Genomic DNA, 22,069 nt, shown 5'->3' with positions numbered 1-22,069 from the left:
TTTATCAAGTTAAAGTCACTTATAAACTTTATTGTTCAGCAATGGCTAAAAATAAAAAATCAGTAAACCTTGTATCCAAACAAAGTAACACAGCAAAAAACACAAAGCTAATTATACAATTAAATCAATGAGTTAAGTTAACACTAAGTTAACTCGGAGTTATCTTTAAGCAATTGTTGTATCTTGCTGTAAATTTTAAGTAAAAAAAAACCCTGAGTATAAAACCCAGGGTCGATCAAATTAGATCGTTTAACGCATCCTCAACTAGTGAGATCGGATATCCATGTGGATAAATTTTTTAAAATATTTAGAAACTGTCCAGAGAATCTATATTATTTCCAACTTTTCATTTTATGGCCCTTAAGCGCATAAAATAGAATAAATAAATAACAAGGTAACATCACAATATAACCCCCTTGTTGACCGAGTGATGAACCGCTTGCCAAGCCCCAAAATAGTGGACCAAATGCCCCTCCTGAAATACCCATAACTAATAATGCCGAGCCCACGCTGGTTAATTTCCCCATTCCAGAGAGTGCTAATGGGAAAACAGCAGGCCAAACAATCGCATTAGCTAAACCAAGCAATGCAATAAGCATCAAGGTATCAGGTAGTTCTGCCCCTCCAAAAGGAACAAGAATTATATTAGCGATAGCGTATGAATTATTGTCACCAAAGACCACACCTAAACTTAACACCAACCCCAGCAGGGCTGAAACAGTTAAGGCTTTTTGTTGAGAAATAAAACGAGGAATTAAAAAGATACCTAATATGTAACCTACCACCATACATATCATAGTGTATGAGGTCATTATGCTGTAATTTTCAACGCCTAGAGACAAGGCAAACGTACCTATTGTGTCGCCGGCTATTACTTCAACCGCAACGTAGAAAAAGATAGTTAATACACCTAATGCTAGATTGGGGTGAGATAATGCTTCTTTAATATGTCCTTTGCTATTTGCTCCTTCTTCCTCATCTTCACTGGGTAATTCTGGAAGTGATGATTTTTTAACAGCAAAACCGAGTAAACCAATGAAAATCGCCATACCTAAATAAGGAAGTACCAACGAGTTAGCCATCTCATCAATACTGGCTTGGGTTAGTACTTCGGTTGAATGACCTTCAAAGCCACTCAAAATTAAGGCGGTAAAGACTAAAGGCGCAATAACACCGGCACCTTTGTTTAAAATTCCCATAACACTAATACGTGCTGCAGCAGATTCTTCAGGTCCTAAACGGACAACATAAGGATTAACAGCTGTTTGTAATAAAGTAATACCCGAGCCCATCACTAACTGAGCAAACAAAAACAAAGCAAAAATTTGGGTTTGAGCAGCAGGAATAAATAATAAGCCAGCTACCATCATGGTGGCCATTCCCAAAGCCATACCATTTTTATAGCCTACTTTACGAATAATCGTTGCTGACGGCAGTGCAGTAAAAGTAACGGCAATGTAAAAAGAGAATAATATTAGTGATGCTTGAAATGGTGTCAGCTGGAGTATTTGTTTAAGGTAGGGCATTAATGACCCATTAAGCCATGTCGCAAAGCCTAGTATAAAAAAGAGTACCGCGACAATTGCCATAGGCAGTGCATTACTTTTTGGTTTATCACTTGTTATTATCTGTTCCATATATTCCTCAATATTTATCTTGTTATTATTGTTTTATGATAGGTTAAGTTAGTTAGTTTCTATAAATAGCTTGCCCAGAGATCCATGTCGATTTCACGGTAAAATTATCGTTAAGCTCAACAAAGTCAGCTTGACTACCTATTGTTAAACTGCCACGAATATCACTTTGCTTAATATAATTGGCTGGGTATTTTGAGGCCATTCTAAGCGCTTCATCTAAAGGTAACCTCAGGCCTAAATGAGTATTAGCTACTGCTTGCGCCATATTCAGCACCGACCCTGCCAACTCCCCTGTTGTTGACGTTAACTTGCCATTTTTAAGCCGCACTTTTTTACCAACTAAAGTAAACTCAACATCGCTTGTACCTACCGGTGGCATTGCATCAGTTACTAAGAAAACCCTTCCTGCAGGTTTAGTTTTCAGCGCTAATTTACAGCTCTCGTAATTAACATGATGACCATCAACAATTAAGCCACAACTTGCTTGATCATTGAGCAAAGCACAACCCGTTACACCCGGCTCTCTGCCCTGTATTGCCGACATAGCATTATACAAATGAGTAAATCCGTCAGCACCCGCTTCTAACGCTTTTTGTGCGGTGTTAAAATCAGCATTGGTGTGGCCTAAACACACCTTAATACCCAACGAAACCATGCGAGCAATGTCATCAACATTTACCGTTTCAGGGGCAAGTGTCACCAGTATTTGCCCAATATCTTTACGTTCAAGCACTTGCCACTCTTGTGGTGAAATGGCGCGAATGTGCTCTTCGATATGTGCACCTTTTTTAGCAACAGATAAATGTGGGCCTTCAAAGTGAATACCAATAATACCAGGTGTTTTTTCTGCCATTGCTTCTGCCATTGCTTCTGCAGCCTGTTGCATCACTGATATTTTATCGGTTATAAGGGTAGGTAACATCGCTGTAGTACCAAACTTGGCATGAGCGGCCATGATAGTTTTAATGTTTTTTAATGATGGTGAGTCGTTAAATAGTGCACCTCCACCTCCGTTGACCTGTAGATCAATAAAGCCTGGGACCACTAAACCATCAAGCACATCATCAACGTCAGAGATATTATTATCAAATGCTGTGATTTTTCCATCGGTGATCGTTAACACTTGATGGTCAATAAAATTTTGCCCATCAAATAATTTTTTAACGTAAAGACGAAATATAGTCATAGCAATGCTTGTTCCTTAAATTCTATCAATTAATTGGCTAGGCTTTACTGTAAAGCAAGTTGTTGTTTAGCGTAAATTACTGAACCAACTTCTGGTGGATGCTTTGGCTCGATCAGTTGTCGTTTAATATCTTTATCTAACCAAGGCTTTATTCTTGGTGTTAAGCCACCAATTAATGCAATGGCAGGTGGATTTTGCTTTAATAACTGCCTGGCCACATGGCTAATATATTCAGCGCCTTGTGCAACAATATCTAACGCAATTTTGTCACCTTCTTCTGCAGAGTCAAAAACCAAATTAGCCATACGGGCATAAAAAGCGGCTGGCTTACCAGCAATCACTTCGACTAATTCAACATCATCTTTGACATTTAATAACGCTAATACTTTGTCATTAATGGATGAATGAGGAATGAGACCATCAAGTGATAACAAAGATTGTTTTGCTGCCTGTAACCCAAACCATGCACCGCTACCTTTATCCCCATGAGGAAAACCATGAGCGCCAACAATATAAGGATGGCCATCAACATATGAAAAGCCACATGAACCAGTCCCCGTTATCATCACTGCACCGTCTTTACCATCGTGAGCTCCAAGACAAGCAATAAGTAAATCAGTGGCAAGATACATCTTTTTAAACGGATGCTGCCAGTTTGACATTTGCTCAAATAAAACCGGTAAATTCACCCCAGCAAGACCAACACCGGCAATTATATTACCGAGCTCACTTTCATCAATTCCGGCATTTTTAAGTGCTAATTTAGCCGACTCAGCAATTGAATTTATAGCTTGTTCATAACCGTGCAACGGGTTAGCAGGCCCCGCAATGCCAGTACCTAATATTTTATTATCATTCGACATTAGGATAGCTTTGCATTTGCTGCCACCGCCATCTATGCCTAAGAATATTTCGTTGTTGCCGCTGCTGCTCAGCATGTTGACCTCATGTCTCTATATTTATTATTTTAATCACAATGCTTAATAAACAGCCAGTGTCTAAAATGTAATCTGATTTTATCTTAACCACAAATGACAGCGTTGTCATTTGTTTTTTTAATAAAAATGCTTTTTTTATTTTTCTATTACAAAATAAATAATGAATAGTCTGATTAAGCGGGCTTTATTAACTAGCCCGCCAAGAGCGTAAACCATAAATTAGTGGTTATTAATCGTTACTGCCCGACCTTTACGTTGTCCATCAAAGCTAATGCTGCGAACGTTTACTGTGCCCTCGATAGCTACTGGCCCTTGGTAACGAGTCCAATTGCCCGCCGATACTTGATACTCAATAGCGATACCAGGAAAAGCAATATTGGCATAAAGTTTCCCTTCTTTTACGATGGCACCTACGGTAGGTAATCGATAAAAAATGTTATCATTTTCTAATTTAATTAAGGCTTTTTGACCGATAGTATTCGCAAATAATTGCCACTGTTGATCGCGCAGGGCTTTTTTCTCTGCAGTAAAAAATTTAGTTGCCTGACTGTATTTAGCCCCCTGATAATTATAAGGAACTGCCCAATCAGCTAAGTGCCATGCACGCTCGGCTAAAGCAAACAGTCGTGGAAATAATTTATATTGCGCCGTATGGTCAGTACGAGTATTTTCACTCCATAACTGCCCTTGGATACCGAGGAAACGATTACCTAACTTCATCGGGGTTTGGCTATCATCGGCTTGATAAGGATTGTCTTGACGGTCCAACCAAAACTCCGCATGAATAGGTAAATTGTCGGGTATGAATTGAAAGACTTTTTCGGTGTTAGTGTGGCGAGAGGCCCAATAATAACCATGTTCTTTGGGATCAGCTTCATAAGGGAAATCAAAATAAAGTACATCAGGTGATGACAGCACAACTTGCCAATCTCTATTGACTAATTGATGGGTTTTGTTATGACCTCCCCACGCTAACGTATCCCAAGCGTTCGACTGAACAATAGCCGGCATATTCTCTTTGCGGGTATGCTCCATACCATCGCTCCAACCTGCGGTTTCTATGTCTAATGCTGATAAAATACCAGCAACACGCTCAATAAAATAAGCACCAAGTTCACTCATTTTTTTAACACCTTTATCGTTATTGGCAATAAAGTCTTTACAGGCTTGAGACTCTATCCAAGCGCCCGCAGTTTCATCTGCGCCAATGTGATAACGCGTTAACGGTTGACCACCATCAGCATGAATTTTCTTAACTTGAGTCATCACTTCAGTCACAAAATCGTAAGAAGACTCTAAACAAACGTTGATGGTATTATCATTGTAAAATTGCACGGATGAATAGACCGTTGGGTCATTAGCATCATGGAGGATAAACTGTTTTGCTTTGTCATCTTGCTCAGCTATGGCGTATTTCTTGGTACGCGCTGCCATCGCTTTAATTGCAGCACGTGAATGCCCTGGCATATCTAAAGAGGGGATCACTTGAATATGGCGAGCCGTTGCTGCTTGTAATATCTCTTGATAGTCAGCCACAGAATAATAGCCATTGACTTCACTTTTAGGGTCAATACCCGCGCCCAGTTGTGGTAATAAACAATTTTTATCGTTTAAATCAAAACAGCGCCTGCTACTCACTTCGGTTAACTCGGGGAGCGAGGGGATTTCTAATCGCCAGCCTTCATCATCACCTAAGTGTAAATGTAGCTTATTAAGTTTATAAGCTGCCATTTGATCAAGCAGGGTTAAAATAAACGTCTTATCGTGAAAGTTACGCGCAACATCAATTAACAAACCGCGAAACTCATAATGAGGTTCATCATTAACCGTTAACACAGGTACTTGCGTTGAACCTAAGGTGATTAAGCTTGATAGTGATTGCAAGCCATTAAAAACACCAGCGCCGTCAACACCTGTGATCTTAATATCTGTTGTGGTGATGTCTAATTGGTAACTGCCAATCATTTTGCTGTTGTCTTCAAGCAGCCTTAACGTGACAGGCTTGCCTTGAGTATTATTAGCAATACCTAAGGTGTCTAAGCGAGTAATGGCTACGATAACATCATCTTTGTCGACATTGCCATAATCAAGATGAATACCAGAAGTAAGACTAAGCTGAGCATTATTCTTACTATAAATAACCGACTTCGGCGTAGGTATAATCACCTTGCTCACATCGAGCTTTTGCTCACCTAATTGAGTATTTCTTTGATATAAACTTGCCGCATCAAGCCACTGAGTAGAATCTTGGGCGGTGCGTTTAAACTGCTTTTCAACATCAGTGAACGGCACCACATAAGGGAGTACTTCTAATCCTGTTTCACTGTTTGAATATGGCTTGGTACTGGCTATAACGCGTGGCTGTAAATTATTTGAACTGACAATATAGTTAGGTAAAGCATCTGTTTCAGACAACGACCAAAACATAGCTCTAAACAATAAGGTTTTGGTTTCACCTGCAGTAAAGCCTTTAAACTTATCATTCAACAATATTTTATGTAAATCGCCATTAATATGAACAACAAAAAATTCATCACTTTCAAAGGATTGAATAGGCGCAATTTGGCTAAAGTGAATATGCCAATCATTACTAGTTATAGATTGAGTCGCGGTGAAACTTAGCTCAACTTCAAAGCAATTACCGTCGGCGATATTTATATCACACTTATCACTGGGTATATTGGTCAATACTTTATACTTAACATTGAGCGTTTCAGCAATCTTGTCAATATCAGTTTGAGTCGCTTTAACTAAGCGTTTAAGTAATACATCTTGCTGGGTCTTGTCATTGGTCGTAGCGGAATGAGTTGGTGATTTTTCACAGCCGAATAAATTTATGCTCGTTACCAAAAATAAGACAATGAGTTGTCTGTTCATGTTTTTCTTACTCACAAGTTTAGGTTAATCAATAGAATGCCAAAACTTCTTCGGGGTTCAGGCTCCATTGTAATTAGTCGATATTGATGTTTAGTTTTCGCTAAGGCTAATTAACTTCGCGATCCGCTGGGTAGAAAACAAACAACTATATATCGCAGCAAGAAACCCTTTGTCTTTTAATTCTTGGTAGTCTGCATCATTTAAATCTTTAAAGGCTTCTTCATCGATGGAATATAACCCCGTTACCGTGAACTCTTTAGCGTTAATAGGTTTAATCGTTAATGATTGAGAAGAGAGTAAACTTTTATCTACCATTGTATTGATAAAAAGTTGCGTTGCATTAAGCTGTGAATTAGCTCGAGCAAGATTTTCTGTGACTTGTACTAAATACTTTGTTTGCTCACCCGTATCAGTAAACAATGCTTCGCCATCGCTCTCTGATACCGTTTGACTGTCTAAATCAATACCCACAACAAAATTATTAGGTTGTTCAACAGACGACGATAATACAAAAGGGAAGTTAGTCAAATGCTGAGGAACATATAAAGCATTCCAGCCCTCTTTTTTATGAAACAAATTTTCCTGCGGCTTTAAGCCAAGTAACGCAACTAAGTGGAAACGTCCTGTTTCTGCATCCTTAATAAAAACAATAGGATATTCCGCCTGAACTTGCGGCAATTCAAAAACGGAAATAGGGGTAACATGGCTATTAGCACTATGTGCATAACTAGGGTCTACTTTTACTTTCAGTGCTTGATGCTGACTTTTATTGAGTGGCGATAAGTTAGCCATGTATTTCTCCAGTAATATTTATTTTATATTTTTATATTTTTATATTTTTTGAAAACCAAAAGCCCTTACCTTATTCAGTAAGTCTCTATTGGTTGGCAGATTATTTTGTAGCTGTTGTTTTAATTTAGCATTTTTCTTTAAAATGCTTTCAAGCATACGATGTTCATTAAACGTTGAAGCGTTATATTCTAATGCTTGTACGTAGCCCATGCCGTGCAAAACATATTGGTAGCTGTCTTGAATAAAAGGTTCAAAGGTATTTTGAAAATCATATTTACTCACCGGACGATGTTTCCAATTATCGAGTTGTTCTAATAAACTTTCTGGTACGGAATTTAGAGACTTATTTTCTAACCAAAAACTTTCTTGTCGTTGAGATAAAAAATAATGTAACTTAATAAAGTCTATCGTCCTTTTCCAACGGTAGTGAAATGAGTCATTAAATGTTTTTTCAACTGCAGGTAATTGTCGCTTATTACGAGGAAATAATTCACACAGCATATTGGCTGAAGCCTCAATAAGAAAAATAGCTGAAGCCTCTAAGGGCTCAACAAAAGCGGCAGACATGCCTACTGCCACACAGTTTTTTTCCCAAAATTTGTTTCTATACCCTGATGAGATTTTTAACCTTCGCGCTGACAGTTGTTCTGCTTGTGGACCAATATAATCACGTAATGTTTGCTCTGCTTGATCATGACTGACAAAATCAGAACAATAAACATAGCCAGTACCACGCCTATTTGACAACCCTATGTCCCATGTCCAACCCGCAGAATGTGCTGTTGAAATAGTAGAACTACTTATAGCATCCTCTTCATTTTGATAAGGTACTTGTATCGCTATCGCATTATCGGTAAATAAAACGTCATTAATTGGCGTAAACCCGACCCCTAAAGCTTCACCTAACAATAAGCAGCGCCCCCCCGTACAATCTACGAAAAAATCACCTTCAATACGCCCTAACTCTTTTGTCTCAATAGAGGATATTTCACCTAAAGCATTCAAATTTGCGGATAATACATTTGCCGCTAAATGCTTAACACCGAAACGTTCGCAGCTTATCTTTTTTAAAAAATCAGCAAATTTGCCTGCATCTAAATGATAAGCATAATTTAATAAACCATCGTAACCTCTATTAGCTATTGTTTTTGGTGCTAAACCACCTTCACAAATAAGCGCCTGAGGGCTAACAAAATTAGCGTAATCTATTTGCTGATCTGACAAAGACCAATAAGGACTGAGATTAAATTCATCTGCATGGGCAACAGAACTAAACAAGTGATAATAAACAGAGTCTTGACCATTTTTAGCAGGCGTTCGCCAATTAACAAATTTTGTTGCCTGCTTAAAAGAGGCATTACAATAATTAATAAAGTCATGTTCTTCGATATCTAAATCAGCCAATGTTTTTCGCATGGTTGGCCACGTACCTTCACCGACGCCCACGGTTGGAATATCAGGTGATTCAATAAGAGTAACCTGCACTGCATCTGACTTATTCGAGCCAAGATGCTTTGCAAGTTTAGCCGCTGTTAGCCAGCCAGCAGTGCCTCCCCCAACAATAACAACTTGATTAATCATTCCATCATCCATTCAATAACACCTTTATACTTTGTTAAATCCAAATTCTTTTACTTTTTCAATGAGATCGCGTTGTTTGGGTAATTGATTTTTCAATAATTCACTTTGTCGATCAACATTAGAAAATAATTTTTCAGCTTTTTTAACATCTGGATAAGCCGAAAGATTGCCTGATAAATCTGTTTGATAATGCATGCCATACAATACATACAAATAACTGTCTAAGTTAAAGGGTTCCCATGCATGGTCAAAGTCGAACTTTGTCGGTGGTTGATTTTTCCAGAATTCGAGTCTTTGTTTTAACTTATTTGGTATTGTGGTTGGCTCACAATTATCAATCCAATATTGCGAATCTCTGCGCGCTGAAATGCAATAATGTAACTTAATAAATTCAACCGTTCGTTCCATACGAATTTTAAAGTTTTGATTAAACTGTTGCTCCGCATAAAGCATTTGCTTTTTGTCACGAGGAAATTGCGCTGCAATCATGGTAGCTGCCGCATCAAACAAATAAATAGCGGAGGCTTCTAGTGGTTCAACAAAACCTGCAGACATGCCAATGGCAACACTATTTTTATGCCAAAATTTCTGGTGGTAGCCGAGCTTTATTGGAATTTTTCGAATAACCAGATCGTCGGTATAATCTTCGCCAATATAGTCGATGAGCTGTTGTTTAGCTTTTTCATCACTAATATATTTGCTACTAAAAACATGACCTACGCCGCGCCTTTCTTGTAGGCCAATATCCCAAATCCATCCAGCTTCTTGTGCTGTCGATAAGGTGTGTGTTTTGATTGGTTGCTTTTTATCTGCATAAGGAACTTGAACAGCAAAAGCCGTATCATTAAAAAGAACATCGCTAATATCATGCCATTCAATATTATAAGTTTGCTTAATAATAAGCCCTTTAGAGCCACTACAATCAATAAAAAAATCTGCGGATATTTGCTTTTCTTCACAATAATCTGTTTCAACATGTGTGATAAAGTCATTTTCATCCAAGACGATGTTCGTCACATTAGCACTAACAAATTTCACCCCTAAATTATCAATACAATGTTTTTTTAAAAAGTTAGAAAATTTATTGGCATTTAAATGGTATGCGTATTCTTGAGCAGCACTGTATTCGGGCATAACGATTTGCTTAGGCGCTAAACCTTGGTCACAAATTCTTGCCTGAGAAGCTACTGCTTGGTCATAAGGTAATCTAGTCGTTTTATTTTTTAACAACCAATAGGGAGCTAAATTAAAGTCATAAGAAGAGTGACTTACCGTGCCAAGTGGATGGTAATAACTTGATTTTTCATTCTGTTTAGGTGTTGTAGCCCAATTTATAAATTCAGCTCCTTGCTTGAAGGTTGCATCACACTCACGAATAAAGTCAGTTTCACTCACGCCTATTTTATGTAATGTAGCTCTTAAATTAGGCCATGTCCCCTCTCCAACACCAATAATAGGAATATCTGGTGATTCAACGACAGTGACCTTTATGCCATTTTCTGCTTTGCAATTTAAGCTTTTAGCCAAAATAGCAGCACTTAACCAACCAGCGGTTCCGCCGCCAATAATTAAAATATCATTATTAACTGTAGTCATTGTGAAAGCTCATCATGTAATGAAGGGTTGAAAGGAGTTCATGTATAAAATTGAGGCTCAATAGATATTTAGGAAAAATATATACTAAGCCTAGAATAACGATGAAAGGAAGTAAAACCTATCCTCTCATCGAAACAAATTACCCGTTATAAGCGGTAAGATACTTTTAAGAATACGTTGCGACCATTATCTGCCGCTAAACGCATAGCGGTGAAACCCTCACCAAATCGTTGAGTAGTCGTTTCTTCGAATAAGTTAGAACCTTCAACACTTACATCTAAGTTTTCAGTGGCATGCCAAGTAACATTCGCGTCAAAAAAACCATGGGCATCCCACGCAGTGTTACCACCGATACCGGTAGACGGAGCGATAAATTCGTCACGGTAGGTGTAAGCAACTCGAGCTGAAATAAGGTCAGTTTCATAGTAGGCACTTAAGTTATAACTAAGTTTAGACATCCCTGGTAATGGTCTTTCAACAATACCCCCGCCATCAGCGCCTAAATTCTGTAAACCAAAGCCTTCAGTATAAGTAATGTTAGCTGACCAGCCAAACTCACCCATTTGCTGTTGGTATTGACCTTCTATACCTTGAAGTTCACCACCTAAACCTTGACCGGGTTCACGTAGAATATAATCTACCCCATTGACATCAACAGTAGACTCGTTAGCACCGTTAATAATAAAAGAACGAATATCTTTAGAGAACAAGGTTGCTGATAATAAAGATTCTTCGTTAAAGTACCATTCTAAACCAATGTCATATTGGTTGGCACGATATGGGTCAAGCGCAATACTACCACGAGCAATGCTTCGAGTAGTCTCGTTAACGCTAGCCGCTGGATTTAAGAACGAATAATTAGGACGACTCATTACTTTAGCAGCAGACAAACGTAATATGACATCTTCATGAAGATTTAGTGCTAAGTTAAAACTAGGTAACCAATCTGAGTAATCACTGTCTTCTGTAACGATTGTAGCGGTATCTACATAACCGTAATAATCAGCAGAGGTATCAGTAGCCACATAGCGTAAACCGAAATTACCGCGATAATTATCGCCACTAAAATCAGCTTGTCCGTATAAAGCAAAAATATCTTCTTTAATAACACCGTAACTGTTTGTGTTTAATGATGAACCCGTTTTGTGAGCATCATAATGCGCTCTTAATTGTGCACCATCTGCACGCGCAATGTTTGTTGGAGTACCCGAAAGTAACCCTGCACCAGAGTGATTAAAATGACCATCCGCAAATGTGGCTTTAGTGATACCTGTAGTCAAGCTATCATCAAACGTCCATGCATCTGAGTAACTTGTAAATTGATGATCTCGTAACTTAACACCGGTTTTAAAGTTAGAAATTGGGCCCCACTCAACGTTAAAATCAACATCAAACTGTGCGAAAGTCTCTTCGTCTTTACGATAGCCAGCAGTAACAGCACCACTACTTAAAATGTATTCAGAATGGTTGCTTGGATCTGTACCATTAGGAGAAAGCAACATCGCATTATCGCCACTCATATCGAAATCAATAGAGGTATTACTGTTACTTGAAACCCAACCAGCATTGTAGTTACCACCGTCACCACCTGTTGCTTCAGTAGAACCAACTTTGGCATTAATTGAATAGGTATCAGCCGTATAATCAACTTCAAATGCGATGACTTCGGTATCCATTTCAGCATTACGGGTATTCTGATCATCAAGTGGCGCACCAGAATAGTTACCATTTAGCGCAAAACCATTAGTCGGAGAGAATTTAGTCGCTCCAGTAACTTGGTCATTAAAGCCGGTTGGATCTGTACCCGCAATAATTAAATAGTTTTGGTTACTGTTAGCAGAATCAAGATCAACTTGAAAGTAATGCACATTCATTGATAAATCTTCAGAGGGTGAATACTGAACAGTTAGATCAACCGCATCACGTTCACGAGTTTGCGCGAATTCTGAAATACCTGCACCCGCCCAACCATCATCCATATAGTTTTCTGCTTTGTGCGCACGCCCAACAGTTTCTAGCGTAGATAAACTCGCTAAAACACCAAAGTTTTCTTGATCGTTTTTCCAGCTATACATGCCCGTTAAGCCTTGACCATTTTCGTCAGAAAGGCTGTTATCTTGGTATTCAGCAGATAAAAACAAGGTGTTAGAGTCTAGTTCTAAAGGCTTACGAGTGCGCACAACGACAGTACCACCAACACCACCTTCATCAAGGCTTGCTGTTGGCGATTTATAAACATCAACACCAGCGACAAGTTCTGGTGGTAATAAATCCATATCAAAAGAACGCTTTGCTGCTGCTTGTGAAAACCATCCTGTTGAAGCAACATAGTTACCATTCATACTGATTTGGGTTAATTCTGAGTTAGTACCGCGGATAGAAACATCACCACCTTCACCAGCAAAACTTCTGGCAATCGTTACGCCAGGTATTCTTTGTAGTGACTCTGCAATGTTTCTATCGGGAAATTTACCAATATCTTCTGCAGAAATTGAATCAACAACCGCGTTAGAAAATCTCTTTTGATTTAATGCTTGTTTCAAAGAACCACGAATACCGCGAACTTCAATTACTTCAGTTTCTTGCTCGGCAGCTTTAACTTCTTCAGCAGCCATTGCGAATGGTGTAGCACCGCCCGCTAGCACTAGAGCGATTGAACTCGCTAACATGCCTTTTTTAAATTTTTGAATTGACATCGACTTTCCCTTACACACGTTTTTTTTAAATATAATAGTTATGTTTTTATAACCCTATCAAAGACAGCGCTGTCTTTTTAATTCATGACAGCGTTGTCATAGGTCGGGTAAAACATTACACAATAAATGACCATCTGGCTACACTTGATTACGATTTAATCAGCACCTTTAATGCAACGAACTGTAAACAATAGAGTTTTATTTTAGTTTTTTTGTAAACACCCTGTATTATTTTCGTACACACAAGCAATTATTATACGTTTTTAGCACTGCTTTATTCATTTAAAGTAACGTTTAATGAATAAAGAATTACTTTAGTGAATACTATAATTTAATGTCATTAATGAAGTCTAAAAAGGTAATTTTATTAATTTTCATTGTTTCAAAAATAGAAACGCTGACAATTTATCAGCGTTTTAAAGTAAAATTAAAGCTTATTTAGCTTTATTATAATAGTTCATCAAGTTAAGCGTAGAGCAATCATGACTCGGCGAAACATTACCGCTTTGCAGCTCTTTATGAATACTTTCTGCTAAGCCCTTGCCTAATTCAACGCCCCATTGGTCAAAAGAGCATATTTGCAGCACAATACCCTGCACAAATATTTTATGTTCATAGAGTGCAATTAAGTTGCCTAACGTCTTAGGATCTATACGTTTTAAAAGAATAGTGTTGGTTGGACGATTCCCTTTGTGCACTTTATGAGGAGCCACCTTATCGATGTAATCAGCTGTCCGTCCTTTTGCTTTTAAATCAGCACGAACTTGCTTTTCATTGACGCCGGTCATTAATGCTTGTGTCTGTGCAAAAAAGTTCGACATTAACGTTTCGTGATGACCAGACACCGGCGTAACACTGGCAACCGAACCAATAAAATCAGCTGGTACAACATTATTACTTTGATGCAGGTACTGATAAAAGGCATGTTGACCATTAATACCCAGTTCACCCCATATAGAAGGTACGGTGGCATAGTCAACTTCATCGCCATTCCACGAAACAGATTTACCATTACTCTCCATTTCAGCTTGTTGTAAATAAGCAGAGAGCATATGTAAGGTTTGATCGTAAGGAAGGATCGCTTGAGATCTAGCTCCTAGAAAAGTGGTATTCCAAACGCTGAGTAAAGCCATTATTGCCGGCATATTTTTTTCTAGTGGTGCACTTTGAAAGTGTTCGTCCATTTCATTAGCGCCATCAAGCAATTCTATAAATTTATCAAAGCCCAGATCTAACGCTATTGCTAAACCGATTGCTGACCATAATGAGAAGCGCCCTCCGACCCAATCCCACATCCCGAAGATGTTTTCTTCTTTAATGCCAAACCCCATGGCATTTTCTTTATTCGCTGTTACTGCAACAAAGTGTTTACCGACCGCATTATCATCAAACGACGATGCGGTAAGCCACCTTATTGCTGTTTTAGCATTTGTCATAGTTTCGGTCGTGGTAAAGGTTTTACTGGAAACAATAAATAGCACTCTTTCTGGGTCAAGCGGACGAAGTATTTCTACGATTTGCGCGCCATCTACATTAGAAACATAATGAACATTAATGCTTTTATCACTGTAGTGTTTTAACGCCTCGGTGACCATCTGTGGACCAAGGTTGGAACCACCAACACCAATATTAACCACATCAGTAATACGCTTTCCTGAATAACCTAACCACTTACCTTCACGAACATGATTAACAAAAGCTTCCATTTTCTGTAACTGTACTTGAACGCTGGTGGTGACATTCTCACCATCAACAATGAGAGGCTCTTTGCTTTTACGGCGTAAAGCTGTGTGAAGAACAGCACGGTCTTCTGTTTTATTGATTTTTGCACCAATAAACATTTTTTCGCGCCATTCAACGACTTTACATTCACTAGCCAGATTGAACAGTGTATCCATTGTTTCAGTATCAATGAGGTTCTTTGAATAATCTAACAGTAATCTAGGTAACTCTATAGAAAACTTGTCAAAGCGTTCACTGTCTTGAGCAAACAGATCATTCATGTGCTGAGATTGTTTCTGTTGAGCAAGCTGAGTCAGCTTTTTCCAACTACTGAGTGTTTGACGACTTGACATAAATATTCCTATAGTGCATTAATTTAACCCTTCAATGTTGTACCATATTTGATAATGACAGCGCTGTCAATTTGAATTTTTATCCTTTATTTCTATAGATTAGTATAAAGGTTTGAGTTATTTTAAAATAAGTAGTTGCCGCCGTGCCAAAGAAACAATATTCTGTTGCGCTGCAGTAGGGTTACATAACAAGAATAATACACAAGGCTGTTTTAACCGATGAAAGCTACAATAAACGATGTTGCCAAACAAGCGGGTGTTTCGATAAAAACCGTTTCAAGAGTAATGAACAATGAATCATCTGTACGACAATTGACTCGAGATAAAGTCATGGAAGCCGTAAATGATTTACATTATCAGCCCAACTTAGCGGCACGAAACTTAGCGGGTACTAAGGCATACAGCATTGCTTTTATCTATGATAACCCTAACGCATATTATGTCATTGATATGCAAAATGGTATTTTAGCGGCTTGTAAACAACAAGGTTTTGAATTACTTATTCATCCTTGCCAAGCAAAATCAGTACATGTACTTGATGAAATTGCCGACATGGTTAGAAAGACACGAGTCGCTGGTTTAGTGCTCACTCCACCTTTTTCTGAAATGCCTGAATTTGTCCAAAAAATTATCGACCTAAATGTTGATGTTGTTCGGATAATGTCTGGCGATGTAGCACCCGATGAATTAGCCCCCTGCATTATGGTAAATGACCATGCGGCTTCGGTAAGTATTACTCAACACCTCATTGATTTAGGCCACAAACACATTGGTTTTATTGCCGGTGAAGCAGCACATATGTCAACTGTTGAACGTTTAAGAGGTTATAAACAAGCCTTGTCTGACAATGGCATTGCACTTGATGAGCGGTTAATTATTAATGGCGAGTATTCTTTTGAATCTGGCGTACTTGGCGCAAAGCAATTAATGTCTGAAGATATTCGCCCAACTGCTATTTTCTCATGTAACGATGAAATTGCGGCGGGTGCTTTGTTTGCCGCTCGGTTAATGGGGATATCAATACCTGATCAACTTTCTATTGCTGGTTTTGAAAACTCGCCCTTCTCTCGCCAAACATGGCCACGTTTAACGACAGCAAATCAGCCGAACCAAAAAATCGCTGAAGATGCAGCCAACTTATTGATTGCAAAATCGCGTAAACAAACCCCTCAAAATAGTGTTCATCATTACACACCAAGATTGATTGTCCGTGATTCAACCGGTAAACATAGCTAATTGATAATTGCTCATTGAGTTAAATCTTAGCGCAATATATAACCCACAACAAACCGGCCTTTCAACGGACAGTGTTCATCATTACACACCAAGGTTGATTGTCCGTGATTCAACCGCTAAACAGAGTTAATTGTCAGAAAACACTAAACTTTATCGACTAGCGTAACGCTTTAACGATAAAGTTTAGTTTGATTATCACTTGCAGCCTATGTTGATAAGCAAGTATGAAATATTACTTTTGTCTAAATGAATAAACGCCAACTTTACCCTCCGCGCCTGCCGCCAAAAACATCATCTTATCGCTCGCAAGGGTATAGAAGCCTTTATCGTCTTTTTTACCTTGTGGGTTTGCTAGTACTTGCCACGTTTTTCCTGCGTTAAGCGAAATATCACTACTGGTTTTTCCTGTAGCAAGACAAATATTTCCCTGACAACTCATTGCTGAGCGCAAGCCATATTGCCCAGCATTGACTGACTGCCATTGGTTATCGGTAAAAGTTGCCATATTAGGGTAACTTGCAGGACGCTGTTCATAGTCTCCGCCAACAACAAAAAGTTGTTGCTTGGCATTTAATGCTAAACCATAACCGCCGGCGGTTTGTGTTTTAGAGTACAGTGGCACACGATCACGTTGCCATGTTTCACCAAAATCGACGCTGCTATAAACTGATGCTGAAAATCCACCCGTAGTAAGCCAAGCTTTACCTTTGTCACCAACAATTAAGGTATTACCACTGGCCGCAAAAGCGGCTTCTTTTTCAACAAATTTCGGGATATTACTCTGCTCGATACGGCGCCACGTTTTGCCACCATCACTGGTTTTTTTTATAACATAAAAGCCATCGACAGGATCTCCCATCAACAAACCATTATCACCATCCCAAAAAGCGATGGAGTCAAAAAAGCCATCTTTATCTTCATTTTGATAAAGTAACTGCCAGCTATCGCCACCATCAATGGTTTTGTAAAGTACAGATTGTTCTCCACTGCCAACCCCCATAACAATAGCGGTATGCTTATCGAATAAGGCAATATCGCGAAAACCTGTTTTTATAGGGCTATCTACTGATTTATCCAACCAAGTTTTACCTCCATCTTGACTAACAAAAACAGTCTTATTACTACCACTAACCCACAATGAATTATCGATAACAGCACTTCCGCGCAAAGAAGGTGAACCTGGCAGCACCGTATGTTGCCAAGACGGCAAATCAACGATAGTAGTGCTACTGGCAATTACCGAGTAAAAGACAGTCGTGATACTAAGAGATTTTAAGATACGAATTAAGCGAGTGCTTACTTTAACTTCTGGTAATATTGAAAGAATTGATAGCATGATAATTATTATTTTAAGTGAACATAGCGCTACTATTCAATATTTTCAAATATTTAACAAGTGATAAACATCAAACACTGACAAAGAGACAAAGCAACAAAATTGTCAGTCATTAAGTTGTAAATACCGCCAACTTCAGCGATAGTAGAATAATAAAAATAGCCGTGATAATACTTAATTGATTAATAAAACAGTAAATTCTTATGCTAGAAGTTGATGATAAAGTACTCGCTGATATACGCCGTGGATTTTCTATTCCGGCTCAGCCAAGTTTATTAATTAAACTACAAAAAATAATGGCCGAAGACGAGCCAGACGTAAATGCGTTAGCCGATATTATTTCACAAGATGTCGGTGTCGCTTCAATTATTCTGAAAACCATTAACTCGCCCCTTTATGGATTGTCGCGCTCAATATCTGACATTCACAAATCAGTACGTTATATCGGTTTGCAGGGAATAAACTCATTAGTAACCAACACCTTGATTAAACGTAGTTTTGACCAACAAGATTGTAGTATCGCTTTAGAAGAGTTTTGGGACAGTGCCACACATATTGCCAACACTTGTGTTCATATTGGCAAAACGATTAAAGAAAAAACCTCAAAAGATAAGCTCTTTTCTCTTGGTTTATTTCATGATTGCGGCATTCCCATTATGGCAATGAAGTATAGTGACTACAGCGATACTTACCAACTTGCTTACAGCACCCCAGATAAAACACTCCCCATCACTGAAGACCAGGCTTATGGTGTAAACCACGCAACCATTGGCTATTACGTTGCCTCTTCTTGGCGATTACCTAAAGATATTTGCGAATTAATTTTAATACATCACGACCGTGATTTTCTCAAAATGAATAATCCACGTGGTCAAGAAGTTTACTATGCAATATTAAAACTGGCAGAAAACCTAGTACACAATCATAAGCACTGTCGAGATTCTGCTGACTGGCCTTATTTGCAAGAGATGATTTTCACCTTACTCGACATTGATGAAGACAACTATCAAGATTATCTTGAAGACAGCGAATCATTCGATGTAAAAGCTGATTAACCCTTGAAGCTACCTTAAATAAGTTTGTCAAATAAGCCCTTGGTTAAGTGCAATCAATACCGCCCGTGTTCTGTCTCGGGTATTAAGTTTTGATAATATTGTTGATACATGATTTTTAATTGTGCCCTCAGCAAGAAAAATACTACTAGCAATTTCTTTATTAGAGAAACCACCCGCCACCAACTTTAAAATCTGTTGTTCTTTTTCAGACAAGGCTTCAATAACTTTAGATTCATTCAAGCCTTTATTTAATTGTTTCATCACCACGGGCTCAGCCACAAAACCACCATTGGCCAGTGTTTTAACGCCATTAACGAGTTTATCTAAGGAAACATCTTTAAGTAAAAAACCATTAGCACCTGCTTGTAAGCTTTGCATAAACAGTTCGCTATCATCAAAAGTTGTTAACATTAAAATAGGCAAGGTACTGCCTTGGCTTCTTAGAATTTTAACTAACTCAATACCATTCACTTTTGGCATTCTAATGTCGAGTAACAACACATCAGGCGTTGGTTCACTGGCCAACATTTGTTGAGCGTGTTCGCCGTTTTCGGCCTGCCAAATAATACTTATATCGTCACTTAACGAAAGTAACCCTGCAATTCCCTGTCGAACTAACTGTTGGTCATCAACAAGCGCAACATTAATCATAACAATCCTCTACTTGTATTTTTAAGGTGAAACCACTGTCATTTACAATAAGATCTACCTTGCCAGAAAAATCAATCAATCGTTCATTCATGCCAGCTAAACCACTGCCAAAGTTTTCGTTATTCTTGTTGGTAACCGTGCCATTGTCAGACAAGTTAATGACTAAGCTATTGCCCATTTTTTCACAGGCTAAAGTAAATAGGTTCGCTTTGCCATGTCGAAGCGCATTACTCACACCTTCTTGTAAACAAAACATCAGCTGTTGCTTTAGTTGCAGTGAATTAATATCAATGGATGATTTCACAGTTAACTGACAATTAGGCAATTGATTAATGAGGTTTTCAAGCGACGAAACAAGATCTATTTGTTCTTCTTCACGCATTTCTTTTACCACTTGTCGAACGTTGCTTAGCAGTGTTTTAGCCAGTTGTAAGTTTTCTTGCAGTAAGGGTTTAAATTCTTCGGAAACTTTATGTTTAGCGACCTCTAAATTCAAAGACAACGCCGTTAGCTGATGACCAATAGCATCATGTAAGTCTCGAGATATTCGTAATCTTTCTTGCTTTTTCGATGAAGCTTTCAGCATAAATCGTGTTGCTAACAACTCTTGATTAATAGCCGCTAACTCTTCTTTAGCTTTTGCTTCACGCAAGATTGTTTCTATGGCAGAGAAACCAAAAACTTGTAGCATAAAATAGATAATGACCTGAAAAAATCCAGAAATAAAACTGCCATCATAAACAATAGTAAAATGAGCGACTGTAATAAAAAACATCAACAACAATGCTTTTTTTCGGGTAAACATTGATGGTAACTGCGTCGCAATCAACACTAACAAAATAGCGGCAACATTATAAGTATCTGATGAAATTAACAATAATACCGTAACTACTTCAACCACCAGCAGTCGTTTATTTATCTTCGACTCTGCCCTTTTATCAGAAAAAATAATCCATGCAAATGAAAGATAAAAAATAATAAATGCCAACAATTTCAATACAAACGTCTGACCAAAATCAAGATTGACTAAAGACAAATAGCAAATAACTGACCAAGTAATAAAGCCAGAAAAATGTAGTAGCCAGTCTTTGCGTAAGTGCTCTGGTAATGGTGACTTCAACATAAATAAATACCTAGATAAAATGTGCAGTCTGAACCGTTAACATGCACATTTAAAACTTCATAATCATATGATTTTAAAACAAATCAATCGTAATTGCTGTGTTTTCTTTCACCATAAATTTAGCTTCTTTATATTTCGGCGCACCAAACATGCCGACATTATTACTAAAGCCATAGCCTTCTTTTGGGATCCCCATCATATTAAAATCCATTTTGTTATTGTCGTTTTCGTCTTGATACATTTTTATCGCATAGTCGCCATCAGGTACATTTTCAAAAATAGCGATTTCCTTGCCATTTTTAGCTTTAACTTTTGCATAAAAACTAGCTTTATCTATCTTATAATCTTCTTCTGAGGCATATAAAGCGATTAAAAGGTGACCTTTCCCTTGCTCAATATCACTGATATTGACCGTTAAGTCAGCGGCAACGGCATGCTGGCTTAATAATAAAATCATCGATAATGCACTTATTACAGAAAGCGCTAAACTGGTTACTGACAAAGAGATTAATTTTTTAAAAATCATAATGATTCCTTTATTTATATAAATTGAAAGAGGATAAGTAAATTTGTTTATTAATTCATGATCAGTGTAAAGCTAAAGCTTTTGTTAAACAGGTGCCAAAAGTCATCATTTTCACAGCAGTAAAACATGACTTCTGGCACCTAAAGGTTAAAGGACATTATAAGAATATTGTTGGTTATGAAGATGAACAAGGTAACGTTGAAAGAGTGCGAGAATCACAATAGGTGCGATAACAGAGAGTGCGATATTACCTTTAAACAACCAAGATAGAACGAGCGATATCAGTACGGCGATAAATAAGTAAGCTGATTTTTTATTAATGTTTATCCGATCTTTAGTTTCTTTGATCTGTGTTTTGTTGATCCCAACAAAACCATGATTTGAAAAGAGCATGGTGGTAATACCAACAACAATCATCACAATAAAAATGGCCGACTCTTGCAACATGCTATAAAACGATAAATACCACCATTGTTGAAAAAATGCCGCTAAACCACCTAAAATCAAATAAATATTCGCTGATAGTATTAAACGGCTCATCACTATTTTAAGTTTACTGATTAATACTAACTGACAAATCCCCACCAATGCAGCTATTTTAAAAGCCAATAACCAGCTTTCATTGGATGTTTCGGTTTGCCAAAAACCAATCATTGAAAAAAGTGAAAGTGGGAGAAATTGTAATAAAGCACTGAGTTTATTTAACATACGGGCTGCCTTGTCGTTGAGTGATTAACTATTTACTTATTTTAAATAATAACGTT

At 38.0% G+C, this 22,069-nt stretch carries 16 protein-coding genes; 2 read left to right on the top strand and 14 right to left on the bottom strand.

Going from position 1 to position 22,069, the window contains the following annotated elements:
• Nucleotides 1-332 precede the first annotated feature (332 nt).
• From nagP to pgi, 9 genes are all read right to left on the bottom strand, one after another.
• A complete protein-coding gene (nagP, locus tag H4J75_RS07760; protein ID WP_070377171.1) occupies nucleotides 333-1,625 on the bottom strand; it encodes an N-acetylglucosamine MFS transporter NagP in 1,293 nt (430 codons plus the stop codon).
• 64 nt (nucleotides 1,626-1,689) lie between these two features.
• The gene (gene nagA / locus H4J75_RS07755; RefSeq protein ID WP_182221796.1) at nucleotides 1,690-2,823 is read right to left on the bottom strand and encodes an N-acetylglucosamine-6-phosphate deacetylase; all 1,134 of its coding nucleotides are present in this window, start codon (nucleotides 2,821-2,823) and stop codon (nucleotides 1,690-1,692) included.
• 44 nt (nucleotides 2,824-2,867) lie between these two features.
• Nucleotides 2,868-3,761, bottom strand: coding sequence for an N-acetylglucosamine kinase (nagK, locus tag H4J75_RS07750; RefSeq protein ID WP_182213608.1), 894 nt, complete (start codon nucleotides 3,759-3,761; stop codon nucleotides 2,868-2,870).
• Nucleotides 3,762-3,980: 219 nt separating this feature from the next.
• A complete protein-coding gene (locus H4J75_RS07745) occupies nucleotides 3,981-6,638 on the bottom strand; it encodes a family 20 glycosylhydrolase (RefSeq protein ID WP_182213610.1) in 2,658 nt (885 codons plus the stop codon).
• A gap of 90 nt (nucleotides 6,639-6,728) precedes the next feature.
• The gene (locus tag H4J75_RS07740; protein WP_182221795.1) at nucleotides 6,729-7,430 is read right to left on the bottom strand and encodes a SapC family protein; all 702 of its coding nucleotides are present in this window, start codon (nucleotides 7,428-7,430) and stop codon (nucleotides 6,729-6,731) included.
• Nucleotides 7,431-7,469: 39 nt separating this feature from the next.
• On the bottom strand, nucleotides 7,470-9,023 hold the full coding sequence (locus tag H4J75_RS07735) for a tryptophan halogenase family protein (protein ID WP_083278020.1): 1,554 nt from the start codon (nucleotides 9,021-9,023) through the stop codon (nucleotides 7,470-7,472).
• A 12-nt stretch (nucleotides 9,024-9,035) separates the two neighbouring features.
• The gene (locus H4J75_RS07730) at nucleotides 9,036-10,607 is read right to left on the bottom strand and encodes a tryptophan halogenase family protein (protein WP_182221794.1); all 1,572 of its coding nucleotides are present in this window, start codon (nucleotides 10,605-10,607) and stop codon (nucleotides 9,036-9,038) included.
• A gap of 146 nt (nucleotides 10,608-10,753) precedes the next feature.
• Nucleotides 10,754-13,303, bottom strand: a complete 2,550-nt coding sequence (locus H4J75_RS07725) for a TonB-dependent receptor (protein ID WP_182213613.1) — start codon at nucleotides 13,301-13,303, stop codon at nucleotides 10,754-10,756.
• Between the two features lie 434 nt (nucleotides 13,304-13,737).
• A complete protein-coding gene (gene pgi / locus H4J75_RS07720) occupies nucleotides 13,738-15,378 on the bottom strand; it encodes a glucose-6-phosphate isomerase (RefSeq protein ID WP_182221793.1) in 1,641 nt (546 codons plus the stop codon).
• 219 nt (nucleotides 15,379-15,597) lie between these two features.
• Here pgi and H4J75_RS07715 point away from each other — a divergent pair, with 219 nt between their 5' ends.
• Entirely contained in the window at nucleotides 15,598-16,614 is a 1,017-nt protein-coding gene (locus H4J75_RS07715) for a LacI family DNA-binding transcriptional regulator (protein WP_182213617.1), read from the top strand.
• Between the two features lie 232 nt (nucleotides 16,615-16,846).
• Here H4J75_RS07715 and H4J75_RS07710 read toward each other — a convergent pair whose 3' ends face one another.
• Nucleotides 16,847-17,950 (bottom strand): YCF48-related protein, encoded by a 1,104-nt coding sequence (locus tag H4J75_RS07710; RefSeq protein WP_182213618.1) that lies wholly within the window; start codon nucleotides 17,948-17,950, stop codon nucleotides 16,847-16,849.
• A 203-nt stretch (nucleotides 17,951-18,153) separates the two neighbouring features.
• On the opposite strand from H4J75_RS07710, the gene H4J75_RS07705 reads away from it, so the two are divergent.
• Complete coding sequence (locus tag H4J75_RS07705; protein ID WP_182221792.1) at nucleotides 18,154-19,005, top strand: HDOD domain-containing protein; 852 nt, start codon at nucleotides 18,154-18,156, stop codon at nucleotides 19,003-19,005.
• Between the two features lie 27 nt (nucleotides 19,006-19,032).
• On the opposite strand, the gene H4J75_RS07700 is transcribed toward H4J75_RS07705, so the two are convergent.
• The 4 genes from H4J75_RS07700 to H4J75_RS07685 all read right to left on the bottom strand — a co-directional run bounded on the left by H4J75_RS07700 (nucleotide 19,033) and on the right by H4J75_RS07685 (nucleotide 22,013).
• Nucleotides 19,033-19,656, bottom strand: a complete 624-nt coding sequence (locus H4J75_RS07700; protein WP_182213621.1) for a response regulator transcription factor — start codon at nucleotides 19,654-19,656, stop codon at nucleotides 19,033-19,035.
• Nucleotides 19,649-20,779, bottom strand: coding sequence for a sensor histidine kinase (locus H4J75_RS07695; protein ID WP_182221791.1), 1,131 nt, complete (start codon nucleotides 20,777-20,779; stop codon nucleotides 19,649-19,651). The genes H4J75_RS07700 and H4J75_RS07695 overlap by 8 nt, the downstream gene beginning before the upstream one ends.
• 73 nt (nucleotides 20,780-20,852) lie before the next feature.
• Nucleotides 20,853-21,305, bottom strand: coding sequence for a DUF2141 domain-containing protein (locus H4J75_RS07690; protein ID WP_182221790.1), 453 nt, complete (start codon nucleotides 21,303-21,305; stop codon nucleotides 20,853-20,855).
• A 147-nt stretch (nucleotides 21,306-21,452) separates the two neighbouring features.
• Nucleotides 21,453-22,013, bottom strand: a complete 561-nt coding sequence (locus H4J75_RS07685) for a hypothetical protein (RefSeq protein WP_182213626.1) — start codon at nucleotides 22,011-22,013, stop codon at nucleotides 21,453-21,455.
• Nucleotides 22,014-22,069 lie beyond the last annotated feature (56 nt).

This window comes from Colwellia sp. BRX10-1 (assembly GCF_014077545.1).
Taxonomy (GTDB): domain Bacteria; phylum Pseudomonadota; class Gammaproteobacteria; order Enterobacterales; family Alteromonadaceae; genus Colwellia_A.
Note: the sequence above shows the minus strand (reverse complement) of the source record. Positions and strands in the feature narration are given on the sequence as shown.

What these genes read in the sequence shown, in the direction of transcription:
- nagA (WP_182221796.1), bottom strand. Translation starts at nt 2,823, where the DNA reads ATGACTATATTTCGTCTTTACGTTAAAAAATTATTTGATGGGCAAAAT.
- nagK (WP_182213608.1), bottom strand. Translation starts at nt 3,761, where the DNA reads ATGCTGAGCAGCAGCGGCAACAACGAAATATTCTTAGGCATAGATGGC.
- H4J75_RS07745 (WP_182213610.1), bottom strand. Translation starts at nt 6,638, where the DNA reads ATGAACAGACAACTCATTGTCTTATTTTTGGTAACGAGCATAAATTTA.
- H4J75_RS07740 (WP_182221795.1), bottom strand. Translation starts at nt 7,430, where the DNA reads ATGGCTAACTTATCGCCACTCAATAAAAGTCAGCATCAAGCACTGAAA.
- H4J75_RS07735 (WP_083278020.1), bottom strand. Translation starts at nt 9,023, where the DNA reads ATGGATGATGGAATGATTAATCAAGTTGTTATTGTTGGGGGAGGCACT.
- H4J75_RS07730 (WP_182221794.1), bottom strand. Translation starts at nt 10,607, where the DNA reads ATGACTACAGTTAATAATGATATTTTAATTATTGGCGGCGGAACCGCT.
- H4J75_RS07725 (WP_182213613.1), bottom strand. Translation starts at nt 13,303, where the DNA reads ATGTCAATTCAAAAATTTAAAAAAGGCATGTTAGCGAGTTCAATCGCT.
- pgi (WP_182221793.1), bottom strand. Translation starts at nt 15,378, where the DNA reads ATGTCAAGTCGTCAAACACTCAGTAGTTGGAAAAAGCTGACTCAGCTT.
- H4J75_RS07715 (WP_182213617.1), top strand. Translation starts at nt 15,598, where the DNA reads ATGAAAGCTACAATAAACGATGTTGCCAAACAAGCGGGTGTTTCGATA.
- H4J75_RS07710 (WP_182213618.1), bottom strand. Translation starts at nt 17,950, where the DNA reads ATGCTATCAATTCTTTCAATATTACCAGAAGTTAAAGTAAGCACTCGC.
- H4J75_RS07705 (WP_182221792.1), top strand. Translation starts at nt 18,154, where the DNA reads ATGCTAGAAGTTGATGATAAAGTACTCGCTGATATACGCCGTGGATTT.
- H4J75_RS07700 (WP_182213621.1), bottom strand. Translation starts at nt 19,656, where the DNA reads ATGATTAATGTTGCGCTTGTTGATGACCAACAGTTAGTTCGACAGGGA.
- H4J75_RS07695 (WP_182221791.1), bottom strand. Translation starts at nt 20,779, where the DNA reads ATGTTGAAGTCACCATTACCAGAGCACTTACGCAAAGACTGGCTACTA.
- H4J75_RS07690 (WP_182221790.1), bottom strand. Translation starts at nt 21,305, where the DNA reads ATGATTTTTAAAAAATTAATCTCTTTGTCAGTAACCAGTTTAGCGCTT.
- H4J75_RS07685 (WP_182213626.1), bottom strand. Translation starts at nt 22,013, where the DNA reads ATGTTAAATAAACTCAGTGCTTTATTACAATTTCTCCCACTTTCACTT.